This window comes from Streptomyces sp. NPDC017520 (assembly GCF_044329855.1).
In the GTDB taxonomy this organism is placed as follows: domain Bacteria; phylum Actinomycetota; class Actinomycetes; order Streptomycetales; family Streptomycetaceae; genus Streptomyces.
This window is the reverse complement of the sequence record NZ_JBIRKB010000017.1, coordinates 93,646-110,888: the sequence shown is the minus strand read 5'-3', so window position 1 is coordinate 110,888 and position 17,243 is coordinate 93,646. Positions and strand designations below refer to the sequence as shown.

The following is a 17,243-nucleotide window of genomic DNA, read 5'->3' as shown; positions in this document are numbered from 1 at the left end:
CCGTCGTGCGGCTGTTCATGTGCGGCCCCGTCCAGTGCCGGATCCGTCGCGCGGCTGTTCATGAGTGGCCCCCGTCCAGCGCTGCATCCGTCGCTCGGCTGCGTTCCAGCCGGGCTCCGGCCTCCTGGAGTTCGGCGGTGAGCGACTCCACGGTGGCCGCCATGGCCCCGGTCGCCCGCGCCTTGTACGTGTCGATGGCGTCGAGCGTCGCGTAGATCTGCCCGAACGCGGTGCGCAGGGTCTCGACGCCGACCGCGGGGTCGGCCGCGATGCGCTGGATCTCCCCGCTCTGCGTGGCGAGCATCTCCGCGTTGCCCCGGATGAGGTCCTCGGTCGTCGACCGGAGCACCTGCACCTGCTCGGTGACCCGCCGCTGGTTCTCCAGAGCCGAGGACAGCATCACCGCGATCCGCAGCGCGGACACGGTGGTGGTGGCCGCCCGGTCGACGCCCTTGATCAGCTCGTCGTTGTTGCGCCGCACGACGTCCATCGCCAGGTACCCCTGGGCGCAGACCGCGATCTGGGTCAGCAGGTCCTGGTGCTTCTGCCGCACGGGAAAGAGGACGTCGGCCCGCAGCGCGTCCGCCCGCACCGGATCGCCCGCCGCCTCGGCCTCCGCGACGCGCCGTTCCACCACGCCGTCGAGGGCCTCGGTGAGCACCGCGTACTCCTGGAGCTTGCCCATGGACTCCCAGAGGCGGGTGCGCTCGGTGTGCAACGCGGCGTTGTCGCGGCGCAGTTCGTCCTGGCCGCCGCGGAGCGATCCGACGATCCGGTCGAGGGTCCCCCTGGCGGAGGCGTACTTCGCGACGTGGTCGCGCAGCCGGCGCCCGCCCGGCAGCCGGGACAGCAGCCGGCGGGCCCCGCGTCCCGGGGTGTCGCGCGGATCGAGGTCCTCCACCGTGCGGCGCAGCTCGACCAGCGAGGCCCCCACCCGGGCCGGGGCGTCACCCTCGCCGGAGGCGAGCGCGCGGACGGTGCGGTCCAGCATCCGGTTGGACTGCTGGGCGGCACCGCGGATGTCGCCCTGCCCGAGCGCGGCGATCTCGCCGACCCGGGCGCCGAATTCGGGGGAGCGGGCGTCGAGCCCGGCGAGGCCCTCGACGTACTCCTCGGCACGCCGGACCAGGCCGGCGCGGACGGCCTCGTCGACCGGGACGAGCCCGGCGGCCTGCTCGGCGCGGACGGGTGCGACGGGTGCGGGCGGGCTGAGCACGAGCGGGGTGGTCGGCGGGTCGTACGGCTGTCGAGGGTCCTGGGGCCCGGGGTGCTGGGCTCCGGCGTCCTGGGGCCCGGCGTTCCGGGCTCCGGCGTCCTGGGGCATGGGGCGGTCTCCTGGGCTGCGAGTGCGGGTCCGGAGCCGGGAACAGGCCCGGCTGCCGGGGACCGCGGGAACAGGTGGCTTGGTGCGGGCGCGGGCCGGGTGGCCGAGTGCGGGCGGGGCCGCGGGAACCGGGCGGGTGCGGGCGGGCCGCGGGGACGGGGCGGGGAGCGTCGTCAGCCGCGAGCCCTCCGTGCCATCGAGCGCAACACCTCCGCGGTGGGCACGGGCGCCTGGCGCACGCCGGTCAGCCGCTGGTCGATGTAGGCGGTGTGATCCGCGGTCGCGGTGATGAACTCGGCCGCCGCACCCTGGGGTCGGAAACCGTGCCGTACCGCCAGCTTCCGCAGTCCGGGGTCGGTGGACAGCAGCTCGCCGAGCTCGCGGCCGTGGTCCGTCAGCGGTACGAGGGTGTGGTCGCTGGAGACCGTGGTGTCCGGGTAGAGGACGACGAGGTCGCCGATCTCCTGTCGCTGACTGCTCATCAGGAGGGAGGCCACCTGCGACTCGTAGACCAGTACGAGAGGGTTGCCCACTCCGCTGATGAAGTCGCGGAACGGCGCGTCGCTGCTCGTCTGCTGCGCGCCCTGCACCTGGACGAGCTTGCGCATGAGGGGTGCGGTGCGCTCCACGGCCTTCGCGTCCGCGGCGACCCGGCCGCCGTCGGCGACGTACGAGGCGGCGGCGAGGTAGAGCGCGCCGGAGTTGGAGGTGACGGGGTCGGTGCTCGTGATGAACACCGTGCCGCTCAACTCGGCATGCCCGGAAGCTCCCTTGAGCTGCTGCCAGGTCCGGTCGTCCTCGGCCGCCGCGAGGTAGGGGCCCATGAGCAGTGTCCCCTGCGTGGTGAACTTCGACCCGTCGGCGGCCCGCAGCCGGGCCAGTCCGTTGTCCGCGAGGACCTCGGCCGCGTTGCGATGGGCCACCACGACGAGCGGCGAGTAGAACGGCCGCAGCGGGCCGCCCTGGGCGTCGGCTCCCCGACGCAGCTCATCGGCCGGGGCCTTGGAGCCGGGGAAGGCGAAGTCGTGGCCCTTCAGGGGCAGTCGGTCCATCGCCCAGGACCCGGAGGTCTCCGTCCGAACGGTGAATCCCTTGGCCGCGAGGGCCTTCACGGTGTCGGGGTCGGCGAAGAACTCGGCCTTCTCCGACCCGATCACTCCGCGCACGGTCTTCGCGGCGGTGCCGCTGTCCCCGTTGTCGCGGCCCAGGGCGACGGCCGCTGCCACACCGGCGATCAGCACGACCGCCAGGACGATTCCCACGATGCGTCTCACCCGCGCAGCGTGCTCGCGGAAACCCACATTCCGGGCCGAGTTGGGTGGACGGAAGATGAAGGGGTCATCCCAGAACGCAACGGCCCCGGCGGGGCGGGGGGCGTGGCGCCCGGTCCGCGCGCCTCGACGGCACGCGGACCGGGGCCGTCAGTGGGCGCCGACCAGCTGCCCGGAGAGGGCGGGGTCGGCGAGGGCCGCCGTGTGGGCGTCCATCCGTATCGCGGAGAGGATGGCGGCGGTCGTGTCGGCGCGGGACGCCGCCACCAGCAGGGCGCGGCCGGCGAGGGCGTGGGCGCGGCGGTGGAGGACCGCGGGGGCGGCGTCGGTCAGACCGGCGTGCCGGGCGGGCGGGGCGCCGCGCAGCCGGGCCACCTGCTCGGCGATCCGGTCGCCCGGCCCGGTGAGGCCCAGCTCGTCGGTGACCGCGAGGAGGGCGGCCAGGTGCCCGGCGAGCTGGATGTCCAGCTCCTCCTCGCGGCTGCGGTGCGGAAAGTCCGCTCCGTCGGCCGGGGTGTGGACCGAGGGGCTGCGGATCGGCTCGTACATGGATGGCCTCCCGATGGTGCGTGGAACCATCCTACATTGGAATGAGTCTAAAGTTGTGCTCGATCCGGAAGCGTGATGGATCCAGGGCTGTCCGTAACCGACTACGGCTGTCCGTAACCGGCTACGGCTCTCCCTGACCGGCCAGGGCTGTCCCTGACCGGCTACGGCTGTCCGTAGCCGTCCAGGAAGGTGCCGATCCGGGTCACCGCGTCGGTCAGGTCCTCGACCGTCGGCAGCGTGACGATCCGGAAGTGATCGGGCTCGGGCCAGTTGAAGCCGGTGCCCTGCACGACCATGATCTTCTCGGCCCGCAGCAGGTCCAGCACCATCTGCCGGTCGTCCTTGATCTTGTAGACCCTGGGGTCGAGCCGGGGGAAGAGATACAGCGCCCCCTTCGGCTTCACACAGGTCACCCCGGGGATCGAGGTCAGCAGGTCGTACGCCGCATCCCGCTGCTCCAGGATCCGGCCGCCCGGCAGCACCAGGTCCTGGATCGACTGCCGCCCGCCGAGCGCGGTCGCCACCGCGTGCTGCGAGGGCATGTTGGCGCAGAGCCGCATGTTGGCGAGGATCGTCAGCCCCTCGATGTACGAGGTGGCGTGCGCCTTCGGTCCGCAGACGGCCATCCAGCCGGAGCGGTAGCCGGCCACCCGGTAGTTCTTGGAGAGCCCGTTGAAGGTCAGCACCATGAGGTCCGGGGCCAGCGCCGCCGTCGGGGTGTGGGTCGCGCCGTCGTAGAGGATCCGGTCGTAGATCTCGTCGGAGCAGACGATCAGGTTGTGCCGCCGGGCGATCTCGGTGAGACCGCGCAGCATCTCGTCGTCGTACACGGCGCCGGTCGGGTTGTTCGGGTTGATGATCACCAGGGCCTTGGTGCGGTCGGTGATCTTCCGCTCGACGTCCGCGAGGTCCGGCATCCAGTCGGCCTGCTCGTCGCACCGGTAGTGCACGGCCGTCCCGCCCGCCAGCGAGACCGACGCGGTCCACAGCGGATAGTCGGGAGCCGGTACGAGCACCTCGTCGCCGTCGTCCAGCAGCGCCTGCATCGACATCTGGATCAGCTCGGAGACGCCGTTGCCCAGGTAGATGTCCTCGACGTCGAGTTCGATGCCCTTGGTCTGGTAGTGCTGCATCACCGCACGGCGCGCGGACAGCAGGCCCTTCGCGTCGCCGTAACCGTGCGCGCCCGCGACATTGCGCAGGATGTCCTCGAGGATCTCCGGCGGGCACTCGAACCCGAACGCGGCGGGGTTGCCCGTGTTCAGCTTGAGGATGCGCTGACCGGCCGCTTCCAGCCGCATCGCCTCCTCCAGCACGGGACCCCGGATCTCGTAACAGACGTTGGAGAGCTTCGTGGACTGGATGACCTGCATGTCCGCGAGCTTACGGCGGCGTTTCGCGAGGTGCGCGGGGATTGCTCCCGGCGTACTCCCTCCGGGGCGCCTCCCCGCCCCGCCCCGACTTCCATCGCCATGCCCGCCGCCGCCCCGGACCGTGGGATCGCCCGGTCGGGGCGGCGTCGCGGCTTGGAAACGGGGCGTGGGCGGCCGGAGCGGGTGAGATGCGCCACGCGGGTGCCCGTACCGGGTCCCTGTGCCGAGCACGGCGGGCCGGCGTGCCCCTTCCGGCGCCTGTCGTCCCGGCCGTCCCCACATCCGACGCGTACCGGCGTGCCCCTTCCGGCGCCTGTCGTCCAGGCCGTCCCCACACCCGACGCGTACCGGCGTGCCCGTTCCGGCCGCCGGGGTTCGTCACTCCGGCAGCCGGACGCCCTCCGGGAGCCGGATGCCGAAGTCGTCCGCCAGGACACGCAGCGCCTCGTCGCCGTCCTTCAGCCGCCGCTCCTGAATCGTGCCGTCGTCGGCCGTCTCCACCAGGTCGAGCCCCGACAGCGCGAGGTGGGAGCCGATCCGGGTGCGCTGCGCGTACACCGCCTGCCGGAACGGCGAGCGCGGGTGCGTCGCGATGAACCAGTTGATCACCTCGTAGTCCGGCTTCTCGTACGGGTCCAGGGTGAAGTCGTACTGCGGCTCCCACGACCCGCCCTGGCCGTTCTGGAGCTCCCACAGCGGCAGCGGGCCGTGGTGCGGCGCGTGGACCAGTCGGTGGCGGCGCGGCACGTCGGACAGCTCGGCGCCCTCCACCAGCTCGATCGGCTCCAGCAGGGCGCCGGCCGCCCCGAACCCGACATCCGCCAGATACGGGTGCGGCTCGCCCGCCACATCCACCCGCATCAGCATGTGCGTACGGGGCCGGACGTCGCCCGGCGCGGCGCCCAGCACCACTCGGGCCGTCAGCGGCGTCACGGAGAAGCCGATCTGCCTCAGCACGGCGGAGAAGAGGGTGTTGTGCTCGTAGCAGTACCCGCCGCGCCCGCCGCGCACGAGCTTCGCCTCCAGGTCGTCGACTGCCAGCGACGGGGCGGAGCCGAGGACGGCCTCCAGGTTCTCGAACGGGATGCCGGTCAGATGGGCGCGGTGCAGGGACCGCAGAACCTCCAGCGTGGGGCGAGGCTTTCCGGTCCAGCCGATACGGGCGAAGTACGCGTCGAGGTCGAGAGTCATACGCCGACCGTACGCAGCCGGGGCGCGGGCACGCCTCCGACCACGGACCGAAGTGCGTGACCGCACGGCCTCGGTCCCAGGGCCGAGACCCGGGTCCACGCAGGTGGCGGGAGGCGTGGCTCGCTCAGATCTTGCTCAACTCGGGTGAGACCCGGGCGGGGCCGGGTAGCGGTGATCACATGAGCATGTTCCGGAAGCCCCAGCCCCTCGCCGCACTCGTCCTCCGAGACGCCCCCGATGTCGTCGCCGGGCTCCGGCGTGCGCTGGAGACCGCCACCGACTCCGAGCGCCCCGGACTGGAGCGCGCCCTCCTCGTGGCCGAGGACGCCGCCGCGCGCCCGGACGAGGAGCTGCGCGGCCGGTGGGTGCGGCAGCGGCTCGCCGCCGCCGGACACCAGGGGCCGGCGGACTCCGTGGCGGCCATCAAGATCCTGCGCCGGGCCGAACCCGGGCTGACGCTGCTCCAAGCGGTGACGTACGCGAAGGCGGCGGAGGCGGCGGAGGCGCGGGTCTGAGGCGGGCCGAGCGGAATCGGCATGGTTGTCGGACGTGCCGTTTAGGCTGGTCGAAGGTGCCGGGGGGTGGCAAGTGCCCACGTGGAGTGGTGGTCGGCTCGCGGTCGGCGACCAGGCAGGGGAGGGCGGACGATGCGGATCGTACGAAGGCCGGGGGCTTTCGTCTGCGGGATCGACGCGGCGATCGACGTGATCGGCGGCAAGTGGAAGGTGCTCATCCTGTGGGCGTTGAACGAGCGGACCTGCCGCTTCGGTGAGCTGCGCCGGACCGTGACCGGGGTGACCGAGAAGGTGCTCAGCTCCCATCTCAAGGAGTTGGAGGACGACGGCATCGTGCACCGCGAGGTGTATGCCGAAGTGCCGCCGCGCGTGGAGTACTCGCTCACCCCCCTGGGCCTCTCGCTGAACGCCGCGCTGGGACCGCTGGCGCAGTGGGGGCGCGACCACGTCTGTCGCGGCGCGGAGGAGGCCGGAGCCGATGGGGTGGTCGACGCGGGGGTCGGTGTCGCGTTCGAGGCCGGAGTCGGCGCGGGGGCCGGTGTGGCGTTCGAGGCCGGAGTCGGCGCGGGGGCTGGTGTGGCGTTCGAGGCCGGAGTCGGCGCCGGGGCCCGCGGCGGGGCCGCTCCCGAGGCCGTGGTGGGGCTGAGGTAGCGAACGCCGTGGCCGCGGCCGGAACCGGCCCTTGGTGAGGGGTCCCCTTGTGATGGCCTGACATCTGCGCCAACATGCGCATGTCAAAAGCCGGAAGATCTCCGGCCCTTGGCACCACTGGAGGGGACCCCCCACATGAACAAGCCTCTCGCCGGTGCGCTTCTCGCTGCCCTGCTCCTGGGAGCGGGTGCCGCGCCCGTCGCCGCAGCCGCACCCGCGCCGCGGGCACAGGAAGCCGCGCCCCAGGCCGACCCCGCCGCGAAGGCTGTGACCTTCGCCGGGACCGTCGCGCTCAGCAACTGTTCGGGCTCCGTCGTCCGTACCCCCGACGCCGCCCCCACCGACCCCGCCCTCGTGCTCTCCAACGGGCACTGCATGGAGTCCGGCTTCCCGGGCCCCGGCGAGGTCGTGGTCGACCAGCCGTCCTCCCGGACGTTCACCCTGCTCAACGCCTCGGGCAGAGGTGTCGGCACCTTGAAGGCGAGCAAGATCGCGTACGGCACCATGACCGACACCGATCTCTCGCTCTACGAACTCACCAGCACCTACCAGCAGATCGAGGGCCGCTACGGCATCCGGGCGCTGGAGCTGGAGACCGCCCACCCGACGGCGGGCACCGCCATCACGGTCGCCTCCGGCTACTGGAAGCGCACCTACAGCTGCGACATCGACGGCTTCGTCCACCAGCTCAAGGAGGGCCGGTGGACCTGGAAGGACTCGGTCCGCTACACCCCGGAGTGCCGGACCATCGGCGGTACGTCCGGCTCGCCGGTGATCGACGACGCCACCGGCAAGGTGGTCGCCGTCAACAACACCGGTAACGAGAGCGGCCAGGAGTGCACGGACAACAACCCGTGCGAGGTCGACGAGAACGGCGAGGTGACCGTCCGCGAGGGCATCAACTACGCCCAGCAGACGTACAACATGGTCCCGTGCATAGGGGCCGGCAGCGCGATCGACCTCACCCGCGAGGGCTGTGCGCTGCCCAGGCCGTAACCGGGGCAACGGCAGTGGCCAACGGTGATTCCGGCGCGTGCCCGGCGGCCCCGACCACTACCGGGGCCGCCGGGCGCGCGCCGCCTCGATCCCGTCCAGCAGCACCCCGAGCCCCACCCGGAACGCCTCCCGGGCCTCCCGCTCCGGATACGGCACGGCCTCCGCGCCCTCTCCCGCGGCCGGGTACGGCTCCACCGGCCCGTCCGCCTCCAGCCGGCTCACGGCGGGGAAGCGCTCCGCGAAGTCGGGGACGAGCTCCGCCAGGGCCGCCGAGCGCGCCGCCCACCACTCCTCGTCGGAGCTCCCGGTCGCCGCCGCGGCCAGCCGTGCGTCGGCCACCACCTGCGCCGACCCCCGTAGATACGGGTACAGGGTCCCCACCAGCCGCCGCAGCGACCCCGCCTCCAGGCCGGTCGCCCGCAACAGGACGACCAGCGTGTCCAGGCCCGCGTACTCGTGCGGCCCCAGCACCGGGCGCGCCTGCGAGACCTGGAGCACCCAGGGGTGCCGGACGTAGAACTCCAGGATCTCCCCGGCCCAGGCGGTGAGCGCCGCCCGCCAGTCCGCCGGCTCCGGCCCGGCGGCGGGGAGTTCGGCGTGGACGGCGTCGTACATCAGGTCCAGCAGCTCGCTCTTGCCGGGGACGTAGGTGTAGAGCGCCATCGCCGTGCGCCCGAGGCGGTCGCCGACCGCGCGCATCGACAGAGCCCCCATCCCCTCCTCGTCCGCGAGCGCCACGGCGGCCGTCACGATCGCGTCGACGCTCAGCCGGGGCTTGGGGCCCGGGCCGCCGCGCGTGGGGGGCGGGGTGTCCGCGCGCCACAGGAGGGAGAGGGAACGGCGCGGGTCGCCCTGTCCGGCGAAGACCACCACTTGCGACTCCTTACGACGTAAAGTAACGTCCGGGGGGTAACTCATTACGCCGTAAGTTATCAGCGTGGGAGAGAGGTCGGGCACGATGAGCCAGGCACTGCCGGTCAACTGGGTGCGGGTCACGGACGTCGAGCGGATCACCCCCGGGACGGCGAGGATCGGCTTCACCGCCGACGAACTGCCCGGCCTGCTGGAGGACCGTCCCGACCAGCAGCTGAAGCTCTGCCTGCCGCGCGCCGGGCAGACCGTGCCCCGGCTGCCGGAGCCGGCCGAGGACGACCCGTACGGCATGCGCTGGTATGAGGCGCTCCTCGCGATCCCGGAGGCGGAGCGGCCCTGGATGCGCAGCTTCACCGTCCGCGCCTACGACCGCGAACGCAACGTGATGACTGTGGACTTCGTGCTCCACGGCGCCGGCGGCCCCGCGTCCCGCTGGGGTGCGGCGGCCCGGGCCGGCGACGTCCTCGGCATGGTCGGCCCGTCCTCCCTCTACGCCCGGCCGCTGCCCGTCGCCCGGCGGATGCTCCTCGCCGGGGACGAGACGGCGCTCCCGGCGATCGCCACGGTGCTGGAGGCGCTGCCCGCCGGAACCGGGGCCGTGGTCCTCGCCGAGGTGGCGGACGCGGGGGAGGAGCGGGAGCTGCCGTCCGCCGCCGGTGGGTCCGAGGTCCGGTGGGTGCACCGGGACCGGGGCGACTCGCTGCCGGCGGCGGTGCGGGAGGCCGGACCGGCGCTCGACGGGGTGGACGCGGCCTGGGTGGCGGGCGAGTCCTCCGCGGTCCGGGCGCTCCGCCGCCATCTGGTGGAGGAGCGCCGACTGCCCAAGGCCGCCGTCGAGTTCAGCGGCTACTGGCGGCGCGCGCTCACCCAGGACGACGCCCCCACCGAGGAGGACCTCGCCTGGGCGGCGGAACGCGCGGCGGACGCCTCGTAGGCTTCGCGAAGAGCCCTCAGACGGCCCCCGCCCCGGCACCCGCTCCCCGGACCGCCCGGCCCGCCAGCACCGAGGTCCGCCTGCCGTCCTCGATGACGAAACGGCCGTCGACCAGCACATGCGGGATGCCGACCGGGAGGACGCGCGGCTCCTCGAACGTGGAGCCCGCCGCCACCGTCTCCGGGTCGAACAGCACCAGGTCCGCGCGGTAGCCCTCGCGCACCAGGCCCCGGTCGGCGAGCCGCAGCCGGGCGGCCGGGCGCGAGGTCAGACGGGCGACGCACTCCTCCAGCGAGAGGATGCCCAACTCCCGGACGTACCGCCCGAGATACTGCGGGAACGTGCCGTACGCCCGGGGGTGCGGCTTGTCGCCCTGGAGGATGCCGTCGCTGCCTCCGGTGTGCACCGGGTGCCGCATGATCTGCTGGACGTTCTCCTCATGGCCCACATGCTGGAGGATCGTCGTCCCGAGCCGGTCCTCGGTGAGGAGCCGCCGGGCGGTCACCCAGGGCTCCTCGCCCCGCAGCGCCGCCGACTCCGCCACCGTGCGCCCCACGTACTCGGCCAGGTGCGGTGCGCCGACGCCGGAGATCTCGATGGTGTCCCACTCGATCGGCACGCCGTGGCAGCCGTCCGAGCCCAGCTCCTCCAGGTGGTGCCGGATCCGCTCCGCGCTCTCCGCGTCCGCGAGCCGCGCGAGGATCGCGTCCGGCCCGCCCTCGCTCACCCAACTCGGCAGCATGGCCACCAGCGTGGTGCAGCCCGGGGTGTACGGGTAGGTGTCGAGCGAGATGTCGGCCCCGGCGGCGAGCGCCCCGTCGAGCAGGGCGAGGAGATCCGGCGCCCTGCCCTTGTTCACGCCGAAGTTCATGGTGGCGTGGGCGAGATGGAGGGCGCAGCCGGCGCTCCGGGTGAGCCGCACCATCTCCTCGTACGCCTCCAGCGCACCGGCCCCGTAACTGCGGTGGTGCGGGCAGTAGTAGCCGCCGTGGCGGGCCACCACCCGGCACAGCTCGGTGAGTTCGGCGTCGTCCGCGTACATCCCGGGCGTGTAGGTGAGGCCCGAGGACATGCCGACCGCACCCTCCCGCATGCCCTGGTCCACCAGCTCCTTCATCCGGGCCAGTTCGGCGTCGGTGGCGGGCCGGTCGTCCCAGCCCACCGCGTACATCCGGACCGTGCCCTGCGGGATGAGGTAGGCGGCGTTCACGGCGATGCCCTGGCCGCCGAAGTTCCGGTCGAGGCGGTCCAGATAGCCGCCGACGGTGCGCCAGTCGAAGTCGATGTCGCTCCCGTCGCCGTTCCAGCCGGTGATGGAGCGCCGGACCTCGGCGAGGGTGCGGTCGTCGGCCGGGGCGTACGACAGCCCGTCCTGGCCCAGCACCTCCAGGGTGACGCCCTGCGCGGCCTTCGCGCTGTGGTCGGGGTCGCGCAGCAGCGCCAGGTCGCTGTGGGCGTGCATGTCGATGAAGCCGGGGGCGAGCGCGAGGCCGTCCGCGTCCACGGCCCGGGTGGCGGTGGGGCGGGGGCCGGCGGAGCCCTCGGGATGGATCGCGGCTATGCGGCCGCCGTCGAGGGCCACATCGGCGCGGTAGGAGGGCGCGCCGGTGCCGTCGACGACGAGCGCGTCACGCAGGACCAGGTCCATGGGTCGCCTTTCCGATCGGGGAGGGGGCGGGGATGTCTCGGGCCCACGGATCTAGAAGAACGTGCGGATGTAGTCGGTGACCGTGCCGTCCGCCGTGACCAGCGGGATCAGCTGCCACTTGTCGAAGCTGGTGCAGGGGTGCGAGAGACCCATGCCGACCCAGTCGCCCACCTCCAGCTCCGTGCCCCCCTCCGTGCGCACCCAGGTGTGCTGGTCGGAGAGGCCGGTGACGGTGACCCCGGTGGCGGTCCTGACCGAGCCGTCCCGGCCGGAGCGGACCACCTGCGCCTCGGGCAGATCGAGGTCGTACGCCGCGTCGCGCTTGCCCGCGTTCAGGAACGCCTGCTCACCGGAGGGGCGGGAGACGACCTGCGCCCAGAGGCGGAAGGCGGGCTCCAGTGCACCTTCCTCGGGGACGCGGTTGAACGGGGTGAGGTGCTTGTAGTGCCCGTCGTCGTGCGAGACGTACGCACCCGAGCGGAGCAACTTCAGGACCGGGGCGCTCAGTTCGGGGATCTCCGTGAAGACGTCCGCGACCGCGTCGAACCAGGCGCTGCCGCCCGCGCTGACGACGATCTCCTCGGCGCCGGAGAACCGGCCGGCCGCGTCGAAGTCGGCCGCGAGCCCGACGAGCCGCCGCAGCCACTCCCGTACCCGCTCCGGGTCGGCGTCCGGCACCTCGCCCTCGTACCCGGCGACGCCCACCAGCCGCAGCGAACCGGCCGCCGCCACCGCGTCGGCCACCGCCGCGCAGTCGGCCTCCGTGCGGGCCCCGGTGCGCGCGCCCTCGCCCGCGCCCAGCTCCACGACCACGTCGACCGGGCGGGTGGCGCCCGCCGAGCCGAGGGCCGCCTCCATCAGCTCGACGCCGCGCACGGAGTCGACGTAACAGACGAAGCGGAACTCCGGATCGGCCGTCATCTCGCCGGCCAGCCAGCGCAGGGCGACGGCGTCGACCAGCTCGTTGGCGAGGAAGATCCGCCCGATGCCGTACGCCCGGTAGACCCGGGCCTGGTGCGGCACGGCCGCCGTGATGCCCCACGCGCCGCGCTTCAGCTGGTCCACGAAGAGCTGCGGGGACATGGACGTCTTGCCGTGCGGGGCGAACGCGAGGCCGTGACGCTCGGCGTACGTCTCCAGGAGGTCGAGGTTGTGGGCCACCGACTCGGCGGAGAGGGCGAGGACGGGGGTGGTGAACCCGCCGGTGAAGAGGTTGCGGCGTTCGGCGGCCAGCGCCCCGACCGTCAGGCCCTCCGCGTCCGGCGGCAGGGCCTTGAAGCGGTGGTCGACGCGTTCGTCGGCGAGGCCGGACGCCAGGGACGCGGGGGAGACGCCGGGGGCGGAAGGCGTGGGGGAGGCGGTGTGGCCGGTGGGGCGTCCGGCGCGTTCGGCTGTCAAGGGGAGCTCCTCGAAGTTCGTTGCAACATATGCAACACCCATTGCGTATATCGCTCAACGCTGTCTAACATCCGAGCCGATGCCCGGTCAATGGTGACCACCGGCCCGCACGCCGATCAGCGAGGAGCCCTCCAGTGTCCGGACCCGCAGCAGGCACGGCCGACGCCGCCGCGAGCACCGATGTCGTCTGTCTCGGTGAGTCCATGGTGACGTTCCTGCCCTCGCAGCCCGGCCGCCTCGCCGACGTGCCCTCCTTCGGGCGCGGGATCGGCGGCGCCGAGTCCAACGTGGCCTGCGCGCTCGCCGCCGCCGGGCACCGGGCGGCCTGGGTCGGCCGGGTCGGCGCGGACGGCTTCGGCGACCACCTCGTCGAGACGATCGCGTCGTACGGGGTCGACACCTCGGCCGTCCGCCGGGATCCGGTGCGCCCGACCGGCATCTACTTCCGTACGGCCACGGATCGCGGGACCGACACCCACGAGGTCGCCTACTACCGGGCCGGGTCCGCCGCCTCCGCGATGTCCCCGGACAACGTGCCGTACGAGGACCTCCTCGCGGGCCGCGTCCTGCACCTGTCCGGGATCACGGCCGCGCTGTCCGCCGACTGCCTGGCGCTGCTGCGGGACCTCACGGCCGCGCGGCCGGGGCGCCCGTTGGTGTCGTTCGACGTGAACCACCGGCCGCATCTGTGGCGGGGCGGCGACGCCTCCGTGCTGCTGGAGCTGGCCCGCCGCTCCGACCTCGTGTTCGTCGGCGAGGACGAGGCGGAGGAGGCGTGGGGGATCGTCGGCGCGGAGGCGATCCGGGCGGCGCTGCCGGAGCCGGCCGTGGTCGTCGTGAAGCGGGGGAGCGCGGGCGCGACGGTGTTCGCCTCGGGGCTCCGCCCCGGACCCCGCTCCTCCATCGCCGGAGGGGCTGAAAATGCCCCGGCCTCGCGCTCCACGGAGGGCGGCGGGGCCCGCTCGTCGGGTGCCGGAGGGGCCGAGAACGCCTCCGGAGGCGCTGCGTTCGCCGCCGACACCGTCACTCTCGTCCCCGCCCTCCGCGTCGACGTCGTGGCCGCCGTCGGGGCCGGAGACGCGTTCGCCGCCGGGTTCCTCTCCGCCACCCTGCGCGGGCTGCCCGTGCGGGACCGGGTCCGGCACGGGCACCTCATGGCCGCCGCCGTCCTCACCGTCCCCGGCGACCTCACCGACCCGCCCGCCCGCGACCACGCCGACCGCCTCGCGGCCCTCGACGACGACGCCTGGGGGAGACTTCGTCTCGGCCCCGGCTGGACCGCAGCCGACCGGGCTCCCGAGGAGGTACGCACACCATGAGCCAGACCGTCGACCGGGCACTCAGCATCCTGCCGCTGCTCGCCCAGGGACCCGCAGACCTCGGCCAGGTCGCCGAGCGGCTCGGCGTCCACAAGTCCACGGCGCTGCGTCTGCTGCGTACGCTCCACGAGCACGGCCTGGTCTACCGGCAGGAGGACCAGCGCTACCGCCTCGGCGCCCGGCTCTTCGCGCTCGCCCAGGAGGCCGTCGAGAACCTCGACGTACGCGAGATCGCCCACTCCCACCTGGTCGCGTTGAACGACCGGTGCGGGCACACCGTCCACCTCGCCGTGTACGAGGAGCAGGAAGTCCTCTACATCGACAAGGTCGAGAGCCGCTACCCGGTCCGGATGTACTCACGGATCGGCAAGCCCGTCGCGATCACCGTCGCGGCCGTGGCCAAGCTGCTGCTGGCCGACCTCACCGAGCCCGAGCGGCGCGTCATCGCCGAGAAGCTCGACTACCCCATGTACACGTCCCGTTCGACGCCCAACGCCGCCGCGTTCCTCAAGGAGCTCGCCGTCGTCCGCGAACAGGGATGGGCCACCGACCTCGGTGGCCACGAGGAGTCCATCAACTGCATCGGCGCCCCCATTCGCGGCGCGGACGGGCGGGTCGTCGCGGCCATGTCGGTGTCCGCACCCAATGTGGTCGTCACGGCCGAGGAACTCCTCACCCTGCTCCCACTGGTCCGGCGCACCGCCGAGACCATCAGCCGGGAGTACTCCGGCACCACCCGACCCAAGAAAGCCTGATCAGCCATGACCGAGAAGACCGCCCTCACCCCCTCCACCCACACCACGCCGCCCGCGAAGTTCTCGCACGGCGTGAAGAAGGGGAACATCCTCCAGGTCGCCGGCCAGGTCGGCTTCCTCCCCGCCGTGGCGGGCCAGGCCCCGACGCCCGCCGGCCCCACGCTCCGCGAGCAGACCCTCCAGACCTTCGCCAACGTCAAGGCGATCCTGGAGGAGGGTGGCGCGAGCTGGGACGACGTCATGATGATGCGCGTCTACCTCACGGACGTGGACCACTTCGCGGAGATGAACGAGATCTACAACACGTACTTCGCCGAGCAGAACCTCAAGGAGGCCCCCTCGGCCCGCACGACGGTCTACGTCGGCCTGCCCAAGGGGCTGCTCATCGAGATCGACGCCCTCGCGGTGCTCGGCTGACCACCCCGGCCACGCCGCCGCCCCCTCGGCCGGCTGACGACCCCGGTTCGCTGACCTCTTCGGTCGGTTGACCGCCCCGGTTCGCTGACCTCTTCGGTCGGTTGACCGCCCCGGTTCGCTGACCTCTTCGGTCGGTTGACCGCCCCGGTTCGCTGACCACCCAGGTCCGCTGACCCCCTCGGCCCGCCGGCCACCTCGGTCGGTCGACCACCCCGGCCACGCCGTCCTCCCGGTCGGCCGACCCCCTCGGTCGGCCGACTACCTCGGTCGGCCGACTACCCCGGTCGGCCGACTACCCCGGTCGGCCGACTACCCCGGTCGGCCGGCCACCTCGGCCCGCCGGCCACCTCGGCCCGCCGGCCACCCCGGCCCGCCGACCCCCGTCCCCCCTGATCGCAGGCCCCCCTGATCGCTTCGTCCCACCCGCAGGACCGCTCCAGCACGCCGTACGGCACGGCGCCCCGCTCCCCGGGGGCGCCGTGCCGCGCTCCCCCCTGCCCTCCAGCACCACCGGAGTTCCCATGCTGCTCGCCGCCACCCCGCCGCCGGTCGAGGCGCCACCGCACACCGGTGGTCTGCTTCTCCTGATCGACGGCACCGCCGGTCTGCTGACCGTCGCCGCCCTCGGCATCGCCCTCCTGCTCTTCCTGATCATCAAGGTCAGGCTCCAGCCGTTCGTCGCCCTGCTCGCGGTCTCCATAGCCGTCGGCCTCGGCGCCGGACTCTCGGTCACCGAACTCTTCGGCACCGTGCAGAAATCCGCCGCCGTCTCGGTCATCGAGTCCGGCATGGGCGGCATCCTCGGCCATGTCGCGATCATCATCGGGCTCGGCACCATGCTCGGCGCGATCCTCGAAGTGTCCGGCGGAGCGGAGGTGCTGAGCGCGCGCCTGCTGAACGCCTTCGGCGAGAAGCGCGCCCCGCTCGCCATGGGCATGACGGGCCTCGTCTTCGGCATCCCGGTCTTCTTCGACGTCGGCATCTTCGTCCTCGCGCCGATCGTGTACGCCGCCGCCAAGCGCTCCGGAAAATCGATCCTGCTCTACGCGATGCCGCTGCTGGCGGGCCTGTCGATGACCCACGCGTTCCTGCCGCCGCACCCGGGACCGGTGGCCGCCGCCGGACTCTTCAACGTCTCGCTCGGCTGGGTCATCCTGATGGGCGTCGTCGTCGGCATCCCGTCGGTCCTCGCCGCCTGGGCGTACGCCGCCTGGATCGGCAAGCGGATCTTCGTCGACGTCCCGCAGGACATGGTGGAGGCCGCCGAGGAGGCCAAGGCCGCCGTCGCCGCCGAACAGCGCGCCGCCGGGGTCACCCCGCACGAGAAGCCGGTCCCGCTCTCCACGGTCCTCGCGATCATCGGCACCCCGCTGATCCTGATCCTCGCCGCGACGTTCTCCTCCATCGCCCTGGACCCCTCCACGCTCCGCTCGGTGGTCGAGTTCTTCGGCAACCCGTTCGTCGCCCTGACGATCGCCCTGTTCCTCGCGTACTACCTGCTGGGCATCCGGCGCGGCTGGTCCCGCAAGTCCCTGGAATCGGTCTCCACGTCCTCGCTCAAGCCCGTCGGCAACATCCTGCTGGTGGTCGGCGCGGGCGGCATCTTCGGCGCCGTCCTCAAGGGCAGCGGCATCGCGGACGCGCTGGCCGACACCTTCAACGACGTCGGCCTGCCGGTCATCCTGCTCGCCTGGCTGATCTCGGTCGTCCTGCGCGTCGCCCAGGGCTCGGCCACCGTCGCGATCGTCACGACGGCCGGCATCGTGGTCCCGCTGGTCGAGGGCCAGGACCTGTCCCAGGCCCACCTCGCGCTGATCATCATGGCGATCTCGGCGGGCTCGATCTTCGCCTCGCACGTGAACGACGGCGGCTTCTGGATGGTGTCGAAGTACTTCGGCATCAGTGAGCGCGACACCCTGAAGTCCTGGACCGTCCTGGAGACGGTGCTCTCGGTCGCCGGCTTCGTCGTCGCGGCGCTGCTCAGCCTGGTCATCTGACCCCGCCGGGACTACGGGACAGCCCTCGGCGA

At 72.9% G+C, this 17,243-nt stretch carries 16 protein-coding genes; 8 read left to right on the top strand and 8 right to left on the bottom strand.

The window, feature by feature from the left end:
• Window positions 1–58: 58 nt before the first annotated feature.
• The 5 genes from ACH4KB_RS31100 to ACH4KB_RS31080 form a co-directional block, all read right to left on the bottom strand.
• On the bottom strand, window positions 59–1,324 hold the full coding sequence (locus ACH4KB_RS31100) for a toxic anion resistance protein (protein ID WP_398069231.1): 1,266 nt from the start codon (window positions 1,322–1,324) through the stop codon (window positions 59–61).
• 173 nt (window positions 1,325–1,497) lie between these two features.
• Complete coding sequence (locus ACH4KB_RS31095; protein WP_398069358.1) at window positions 1,498–2,586, bottom strand: hypothetical protein; 1,089 nt, start codon at window positions 2,584–2,586, stop codon at window positions 1,498–1,500.
• Between the two features lie 159 nt (window positions 2,587–2,745).
• Window positions 2,746–3,144 (bottom strand): hypothetical protein, encoded by a 399-nt coding sequence (locus ACH4KB_RS31090; protein ID WP_398069229.1) that lies wholly within the window; start codon window positions 3,142–3,144, stop codon window positions 2,746–2,748.
• A gap of 161 nt (window positions 3,145–3,305) precedes the next feature.
• On the bottom strand, window positions 3,306–4,517 hold the full coding sequence (locus ACH4KB_RS31085; RefSeq protein WP_398069227.1) for a pyridoxal phosphate-dependent aminotransferase: 1,212 nt from the start codon (window positions 4,515–4,517) through the stop codon (window positions 3,306–3,308).
• A gap of 378 nt (window positions 4,518–4,895) precedes the next feature.
• The gene (locus ACH4KB_RS31080; RefSeq protein WP_398069225.1) at window positions 4,896–5,708 is read right to left on the bottom strand and encodes an arylamine N-acetyltransferase; all 813 of its coding nucleotides are present in this window, start codon (window positions 5,706–5,708) and stop codon (window positions 4,896–4,898) included.
• Window positions 5,709–5,887: 179 nt separating this feature from the next.
• On the opposite strand from ACH4KB_RS31080, the gene ACH4KB_RS31075 reads away from it, so the two are divergent.
• The 3 genes from ACH4KB_RS31075 (at window position 5,888) to ACH4KB_RS31065 (ending at window position 7,870) form a co-directional block, all read left to right on the top strand.
• Window positions 5,888–6,223, top strand: coding sequence for a hypothetical protein (locus tag ACH4KB_RS31075; RefSeq protein WP_398069223.1), 336 nt, complete (start codon window positions 5,888–5,890; stop codon window positions 6,221–6,223).
• Window positions 6,224–6,355: 132 nt separating this feature from the next.
• Window positions 6,356–6,874, top strand: a complete 519-nt coding sequence (locus ACH4KB_RS31070) for a winged helix-turn-helix transcriptional regulator (protein ID WP_398069221.1) — start codon at window positions 6,356–6,358, stop codon at window positions 6,872–6,874.
• A 135-nt stretch (window positions 6,875–7,009) separates the two neighbouring features.
• Window positions 7,010–7,870 carry a serine protease gene (locus ACH4KB_RS31065; RefSeq protein ID WP_398069219.1) on the top strand — a complete coding sequence of 287 codons (861 nt, stop codon included), beginning with the start codon at window positions 7,010–7,012 and terminating at the stop codon, window positions 7,868–7,870.
• Window positions 7,871–7,927: 57 nt separating this feature from the next.
• Here the strand turns inward: ACH4KB_RS31065 and ACH4KB_RS31060 are convergent, their stop codons facing one another.
• Entirely contained in the window at window positions 7,928–8,743 is an 816-nt protein-coding gene (locus tag ACH4KB_RS31060; protein ID WP_398069217.1) for a TetR/AcrR family transcriptional regulator, read from the bottom strand.
• 85 nt (window positions 8,744–8,828) lie between these two features.
• On the opposite strand from ACH4KB_RS31060, the gene ACH4KB_RS31055 reads away from it, so the two are divergent.
• Window positions 8,829–9,677, top strand: coding sequence for a siderophore-interacting protein (locus ACH4KB_RS31055; protein WP_398069215.1), 849 nt, complete (start codon window positions 8,829–8,831; stop codon window positions 9,675–9,677).
• Window positions 9,678–9,693: 16 nt separating this feature from the next.
• Here ACH4KB_RS31055 and ACH4KB_RS31050 read toward each other — a convergent pair whose 3' ends face one another.
• Window positions 9,694–11,325 carry an amidohydrolase family protein gene (locus ACH4KB_RS31050; RefSeq protein ID WP_398069213.1) on the bottom strand — a complete coding sequence of 544 codons (1,632 nt, stop codon included), beginning with the start codon at window positions 11,323–11,325 and terminating at the stop codon, window positions 9,694–9,696.
• A gap of 51 nt (window positions 11,326–11,376) precedes the next feature.
• A complete protein-coding gene (locus ACH4KB_RS31045; protein WP_398069211.1) occupies window positions 11,377–12,765 on the bottom strand; it encodes an alanine racemase in 1,389 nt (462 codons plus the stop codon).
• A gap of 92 nt (window positions 12,766–12,857) precedes the next feature.
• Between ACH4KB_RS31045 and ACH4KB_RS31040 the strand changes: the two genes are divergently transcribed.
• The 4 genes from ACH4KB_RS31040 to ACH4KB_RS31025 all read left to right on the top strand — a co-directional run bounded on the left by ACH4KB_RS31040 (window position 12,858) and on the right by ACH4KB_RS31025 (window position 17,211).
• Entirely contained in the window at window positions 12,858–14,042 is a 1,185-nt protein-coding gene (locus ACH4KB_RS31040) for a sugar kinase (RefSeq protein ID WP_398069209.1), read from the top strand.
• A complete protein-coding gene (locus ACH4KB_RS31035) occupies window positions 14,039–14,797 on the top strand; it encodes an IclR family transcriptional regulator (protein ID WP_007460289.1) in 759 nt (252 codons plus the stop codon). The genes ACH4KB_RS31040 and ACH4KB_RS31035 overlap by 4 nt, the downstream gene beginning before the upstream one ends.
• Before the next feature lie 6 nt (window positions 14,798–14,803).
• Complete coding sequence (locus ACH4KB_RS31030) at window positions 14,804–15,214, top strand: RidA family protein (RefSeq protein ID WP_097933002.1); 411 nt, start codon at window positions 14,804–14,806, stop codon at window positions 15,212–15,214.
• A gap of 521 nt (window positions 15,215–15,735) precedes the next feature.
• Window positions 15,736–17,211 (top strand): GntP family permease, encoded by a 1,476-nt coding sequence (locus ACH4KB_RS31025; protein ID WP_398069357.1) that lies wholly within the window; start codon window positions 15,736–15,738, stop codon window positions 17,209–17,211.
• Window positions 17,212–17,243 lie beyond the last annotated feature (32 nt).

Coding starts and splice junctions, on each gene's coding strand:
- ACH4KB_RS31055 (WP_398069215.1), top strand. CDS start 8,829: ATGAGCCAGGCACTGCCGGTCAACTGGGTGCGGGTCACGGACGTCGAG.
- ACH4KB_RS31085 (WP_398069227.1), bottom strand. CDS start 4,517: ATGCAGGTCATCCAGTCCACGAAGCTCTCCAACGTCTGTTACGAGATC.
- ACH4KB_RS31075 (WP_398069223.1), top strand. CDS start 5,888: ATGAGCATGTTCCGGAAGCCCCAGCCCCTCGCCGCACTCGTCCTCCGA.
- ACH4KB_RS31080 (WP_398069225.1), bottom strand. CDS start 5,708: ATGACTCTCGACCTCGACGCGTACTTCGCCCGTATCGGCTGGACCGGA.
- ACH4KB_RS31035 (WP_007460289.1), top strand. CDS start 14,039: ATGAGCCAGACCGTCGACCGGGCACTCAGCATCCTGCCGCTGCTCGCC.
- ACH4KB_RS31070 (WP_398069221.1), top strand. CDS start 6,356: ATGCGGATCGTACGAAGGCCGGGGGCTTTCGTCTGCGGGATCGACGCG.
- ACH4KB_RS31025 (WP_398069357.1), top strand. CDS start 15,736: ATGCTGCTCGCCGCCACCCCGCCGCCGGTCGAGGCGCCACCGCACACC.
- ACH4KB_RS31050 (WP_398069213.1), bottom strand. CDS start 11,325: ATGGACCTGGTCCTGCGTGACGCGCTCGTCGTCGACGGCACCGGCGCG.
- ACH4KB_RS31030 (WP_097933002.1), top strand. CDS start 14,804: ATGACCGAGAAGACCGCCCTCACCCCCTCCACCCACACCACGCCGCCC.
- ACH4KB_RS31090 (WP_398069229.1), bottom strand. CDS start 3,144: ATGTACGAGCCGATCCGCAGCCCCTCGGTCCACACCCCGGCCGACGGA.
- ACH4KB_RS31065 (WP_398069219.1), top strand. CDS start 7,010: ATGAACAAGCCTCTCGCCGGTGCGCTTCTCGCTGCCCTGCTCCTGGGA.
- ACH4KB_RS31045 (WP_398069211.1), bottom strand. CDS start 12,765: ATGGGTGTTGCATATGTTGCAACGAACTTCGAGGAGCTCCCCTTGACA.
- ACH4KB_RS31100 (WP_398069231.1), bottom strand. CDS start 1,324: ATGCCCCAGGACGCCGGAGCCCGGAACGCCGGGCCCCAGGACGCCGGA.